This is a genomic window from Candidatus Jordarchaeum sp. (genome assembly GCF_052745115.1).
Window position 1 is genome coordinate 1 of sequence record NZ_JBRAKS010000287.1, and the last position, 5,102, is coordinate 5,102.

5 protein-coding genes are annotated in these 5,102 nt (G+C 42.3%); 3 read left to right on the top strand and 2 right to left on the bottom strand.

Annotation, left to right across the window (positions count from 1 at the left end):
- Positions 1-451 precede the first annotated feature (451 nt).
- From ACUVXA_RS16130 to pstA, 3 genes are read left to right on the top strand one after another with little or no spacing between them, the layout of a single operon-like run.
- On the top strand, positions 452-1,534 hold the full coding sequence (locus ACUVXA_RS16130) for a PstS family phosphate ABC transporter substrate-binding protein (RefSeq protein WP_445872310.1): 1,083 nt from the start codon (positions 452-454) through the stop codon (positions 1,532-1,534).
- Between the two features lie 57 nt (positions 1,535-1,591).
- Positions 1,592-2,767 (top strand): phosphate ABC transporter permease subunit PstC, encoded by a 1,176-nt coding sequence (gene pstC, locus ACUVXA_RS16135; protein WP_445872311.1) that lies wholly within the window; start codon positions 1,592-1,594, stop codon positions 2,765-2,767.
- Position 2,768: 1 nt separating this feature from the next.
- Positions 2,769-3,689 carry a phosphate ABC transporter permease PstA gene (gene pstA / locus ACUVXA_RS16140; protein WP_445872312.1) on the top strand — a complete coding sequence of 307 codons (921 nt, stop codon included), beginning with the start codon at positions 2,769-2,771 and terminating at the stop codon, positions 3,687-3,689.
- Between the two features lie 255 nt (positions 3,690-3,944).
- On the opposite strand, the gene ACUVXA_RS16145 is transcribed toward pstA, so the two are convergent.
- Both ACUVXA_RS16145 and ACUVXA_RS16150 read right to left on the bottom strand, forming a co-directional pair.
- A complete protein-coding gene (locus ACUVXA_RS16145) occupies positions 3,945-4,478 on the bottom strand; it encodes a hypothetical protein (RefSeq protein ID WP_445872313.1) in 534 nt (177 codons plus the stop codon).
- Entirely contained in the window at positions 4,468-4,998 is a 531-nt protein-coding gene (locus tag ACUVXA_RS16150) for a hypothetical protein (protein WP_445872314.1), read from the bottom strand. The genes ACUVXA_RS16145 and ACUVXA_RS16150 overlap by 11 nt, the downstream gene beginning before the upstream one ends.
- Positions 4,999-5,102 lie beyond the last annotated feature (104 nt).

Below are 5,102 nucleotides of genomic sequence, written 5' to 3' on the forward strand. Positions count from 1 at the left end.
ATAGCCATATATGGTATTATTTAGTATTAAATCTTCCTACTGTTGTAAACCCCCAATTCCAACCACTATATATTTACTATAATAGTAATATTATTCTATCCAATTTAAAGGTATCATAAATCTATTCCAGATAAGATTTTTAAGAATTCATAATTTCCAAAGTTGAACCATTAAGAGTAGTTATTTAATAAATTTATTTGGTTTAAGACGAGTTTTCTCTAATTGTTACTGCTTTCTAAGTATTGATTCTGGTTTTGCTATGTTTGAGAGCTATTTAGTGTAGTAAATATTTTCCGATATTAAATAAGATATCATATTCTTTGGCTATACATATGTATCCATAAGTAAACATAAGATTATTAATCTATCATAAGAATCATTTGGATAATCTTATTATACCATGAGAAAAGTCGGTTAAGCGCCATAAAAAATTGTTGAACAAAATAGAGGAATGAAAAAGTTGTCTTCAATGCTAAGCGGTAAAGGAATAGCCATACTCCTGATAGCACTGTTGGCAGGGGTTGGTGTGGGCACCTTCATAATTGCTCCGGTTGTAACAGGCGGTCAACAGCAGCAACAAAGCTTAATCCTAACTTATACTTTTGGTCAGGCGTCCGGGTCTCTTTACATTCCCGGATCAACAACGGTGCTACCGATAACAACCGAGATGGCTACCGCCTTCACAGCTCGGAATCCATTCATCACCGTTCAGGCAGCGGGAGGAGGCTCAGGTGCAGGATACAGTGCAATAATTAACCAGGCAACGGACATTGCAGCCGCGTCTAGAGAACCGAAGAGCACAGAAATTAGCAGTGCCACAGCAACTGGTGTAAAACTCTTAACTTGGATTATTGGCGCGGATGCAATAGTTGTAATCTACAATTATCATCCCGACTTGTCTGAAGTGAACTTAACCAGAGCACAGGTGGGACAGATATTTAATGCCTCAGCGAAAGGAACCGGACCCGTTTATTGGGATGATTATGTACCGGGAGCTGCTCATCAACCGATTACCGTCTTCATTAGAGAGGATGGTTCGGGTACCCGAGGCGATTTTGAGAGTGATTTCCTGGTGGATAAAACTGGTACCTGGCCTGGGGTCACCAAGGTAACTTCGAATGGTCTAATGATATCCAGTGTTAAAGATCAGCAATATTCTATGGGATATGTTGCCCTATCTTATTATACAGCGGAAGTGGCAAACCCACTCTCACCAATTAAGGGGGTGAATGTTGCCTACAATTCTTCCTATTCCTATGAAACTCCAGATATTAATGGTGTTATATCTTGGGCCCAGTCGAAAATCACCGGTCCAGGCGAGTATACTGGTGGCTATTTTGCATGCAGATGGTTGTACTACATAACCGATGGTTTCCCAGCGCCGGGCACTATAATAGACAGATACTTGGGATTTGTTTACAGCAGTGCCGGTCAAGCCATAATTGACAGAGTAGGCTACGTAAGCGTAGAAAAAGCAGGTCTGACTACAGGGTTGCCCTACTGGTACTACTCCACACCAATAGTATGGAACTAAATCTACTAACAGTCTAAAATCCTCGTTCAACTTTTTTTTGTTTTTGAGGCGGTAAAAATGTGGTTCAACAGGAAGAATAAAGAGAAAATTCCTAAAAGTGTCCCTAGAAGTGGTGAAACATTAGAAATTTTAGAGTATATTTTTACGGCTGAGGATTTGAAAAAATTTGGAGTAAATATTATAGGATACTTTAAAAGGTTTTTTTCACCTGAGGGTTTAACTGCTCTCTGTGCCTTTTCGAGTTTGGTAATTACCGGTCTCATATTATTCTTTCTTTTTAGGGAAGCCCTTCCCATGTTTCAAAAGATGAGCTATGGAACAAGTGTGTTACATCTTTTGTATGTGTTGAATCCTGACTTTTTTGGATATGTTGTTGATAAATACGGTTTGATCTTATTTGGTGGGGGGAATCCTTTTGCGGGTTTTTTGAATTTTGTTTCGGGAGGCATTTGGGCTCCTAACGCTTATGAATTCGGAATTCTACCGCTTATTATAGGTACTTTAATTGTGGTTGGAGGCGCGATTGCTATTGCGCTTCCTATCGGGGTTTTTTCCGCAGTGCACTTAGCGGAGTACTGTTCCCTAAGGGTTAAAAGTGTGCTCAAACCCATAATCGAGTTGGTGGCCGGAGTGCCCTCAGTTGTTTTTGGGCTAATCGGCCTTACCCTTGTGGTGCCCTTAATACAAAATATTTTCCATCTGGATAATGGACGAACCGCTTTGTCTGCGGCAATAATTCTTGCGATTATGATTCTTCCCACCATAATTAGTATTAGTGAAGATGCTATTTCCGCTGTTCCCCGGGAATTTAAAGAAGCTTCATTCGCCCTGGGAGCTACGCACTTCCAAACGGTTCGTAAAGTGATACTGCCGGCTGCTGCTGCAGGTATTGCCGCCGCCGTGGTTCTAGCGATAGCTCGCGCTATAGGGGAAACTATGGCGGTTTTAATGATTGCCGGTAGCTCGCCTTTCACCATCTTGTATCCTAATTACTTTCCCTTTCTGCCAATCCTGGATAAATTTGGTTTCTACTTTAAGGAACTGTTTCTCGATCCTATTATGCCTATGACCGCTACCATAGCTGCGGAAATTGGTGAAACTTCTTGGGGAAGTACGCATTACCAGGCTCTGCTGGCCATTGGATTTGTCTTATTCATAATCACTTACATTATCAACTATTTAGCTGAAATCACAATTTTCAGGTTTTCTAAAAAGGTGAAAAGGAGATTCTGAAATGAAGAAACTGAGAGAAGAACTAAAAGGTATACCACCAGGAGAAGCTAAAATCAGATCCATACTGGGAGACGTGCTAATAGGCATCCCAACTTTCCTAGCCATACTAGCCTTCTTCATAATTTTAGGAACCGTGCTTTTCTACGGTTGGCCCACATTCACCTTCAATTTTCCAAGCTTTCTCACCAGCAGCCCCATCCCAAACACTGACCTAAGACTGGGGGGAATAGCCCCCATGATTTTCGGAACCTTCGCCCTAGTCGTGGGAGCCATGATTATAGCAATCCCTCTGGGAGTTATGTCATCCATTTACATGTCAGAGTACTTGGTCCAAGGAAAATTAAAATCATTCATAAACCAGGTAGTCAACAACTTGGCGGGAGTCCCCTCAATAGTCTTTGGACTATTCGGCCTATCCTTCCTACTACGCTACCTAAATATAGCGGAGGGGGGCCCAAGCCTAGTTTCGGGCTGGATAGTGCTCGGATTCATGGCACTCCCCATAATAATAAAATCCACAAACAATGCACTAGACGCTGTACCCAAAGAATTCAGAGAAGCCAGCCAAGCACTGGGAGCAACAAAATGGCAAACAATCACCACAGTAACCCTACCCTTAGCCTCACCCGGAATCTCCACCGGAACAATACTGGGAATAGGACGCATAGTGGGGGAAACCGCAGCCATACTATTCATCGCCGTGGTCGTTTCCCAATCAAACTACTATCCAGCTACTATATATGATCCAGTCATGGCCCTAACCTACCACATATATTATATGGCAGTCGAAAGCCCCTACGCAGCTGACACCCTAGGAATCCAACACGGAACCGCTCTCGTACTCATGATACTCGTACTCTTACTCAGCGCAGCCGCCATATACATCAGATACAGAGCCCAACAAAGAAAAAGAGGATGGTAAAAAAAAGGTGAGTTCTTAGGGCTTTGGCGAGCAAGAATTAGGAAAGATTTAGACTAGAAATAATGTAGAATAAAAGCGTCAGGGGAAATGTAATACTCGGCTAGCAGAAAAAAGCCATAGAATATGCAAAGAGTCAGATGAGTTCCCAACCTCTCATGGTGATTTTTCGATCTCAATTATTTGGAAGCACATTTTTGGGAATTATAGATATTGGAGCAGAGTTCCACTATGTGCTAGATGAGACTAGTACTAACACTAGATTTTTCGGAAATCCTTGTTCTTTAAGCCGAATATTCCAGTAGCTTTTTCCAGTGTTGAGTAGCATTTTTCGGGGTTGGGGTTAAAGTAGGCTCTGACTATCTCTATTTTGCGGCTTTGGAGCATTTTCCGCCAAAATTTTACTTCTTCGGAGATGAGCAGGTTCACGTCGTAGCTCAAGTTTTCTTTTTTGAGAATGTACTCTGTAAGAGCTTCAGTGAGCCCTTCGTGTATCCAGTAGGGGGAGTTGTTTGAGTGGAGGCAGGAGTTTGAGTGAAGTGTTTCGTGTAGAATTGTTTGAAGGTCTTCCTCATACCCACTCACAACGAAAATACTATCTTCCTTATGGTTGTAGAATCCCCTTACATAGTTTAGGATGTAAGGCTTTCCCTTAAGTTCTGGTTTAAGTTCAGGTAACTCGCTTTTTTCCACTACGAACAATGGGAACTTCTTAACTTCAACTTCCAGTGTCTTTTTGATTGCAGAGAGCGCGGTCTGGTAGTTCTTCTCGGCTGTGCTATCAATTCTCATTCCGGTTCCCTGTCAGTGAGAGGAAAATCTCTTGTATTGAGCGGGGAAACTCTTTCTCTATAAGCTCCCCGTAGTCTCTAACTAGTGTTTCAAGTTCATCTAAGAGCTTTTTTCTTGCATCTACATTTTTCTTAGATACTTTTACCCTGTCCGATTCTCTAATTATTCGCGTCAACTCTTCTGCGAGGCCTGTGACTAGAAGATGATAGTATGCCTCACTGAAAAGCTTAGCGTTTCTACTTGAAGCCACTGCATAGACTCCACGCGCCTTCCGCTCAACGAGACCAGCCCGCTCAAGGAGCGCAAGGGCGTCGTAGACCGTTCTCCCCGAGAGACCCGTTTTACCCTCTAAATCTTTTACGGAGAGCTTCTTGAAGGCGGAGAGCACATAAAACACTTTCTGAACGAATGGTCTCCCGAGGGCACTCAGAACGTCCTCCACGCCTGTGTTTTTAGCAAGCTCCACATTCACCACACTCTTGTGAACCTTAACCTTATATAATATGAGGTCTAAATACATATAAACCCCTCGCCCCCATTAAAAAGTCTAAACCATGAAGAAATTCCAACCTTGCAGTACCTCCGAATTGTTAACGGTTTTTATATTTTTATCACCTCCTTTTT

Bases quoted from the DNA above. Each gene is read 5' to 3' on its own strand.
- ACUVXA_RS16130 (WP_445872310.1), top strand. From the start codon at position 452: ATGAAAAAGTTGTCTTCAATGCTAAGCGGTAAAGGAATAGCCATACTC.
- pstC (WP_445872311.1), top strand. From the start codon at position 1,592: ATGTGGTTCAACAGGAAGAATAAAGAGAAAATTCCTAAAAGTGTCCCT.
- pstA (WP_445872312.1), top strand. From the start codon at position 2,769: ATGAAGAAACTGAGAGAAGAACTAAAAGGTATACCACCAGGAGAAGCT.
- ACUVXA_RS16145 (WP_445872313.1), bottom strand. From the start codon at position 4,478: ATGAGAATTGATAGCACAGCCGAGAAGAACTACCAGACCGCGCTCTCT.
- ACUVXA_RS16150 (WP_445872314.1), bottom strand. From the start codon at position 4,998: ATGTATTTAGACCTCATATTATATAAGGTTAAGGTTCACAAGAGTGTG.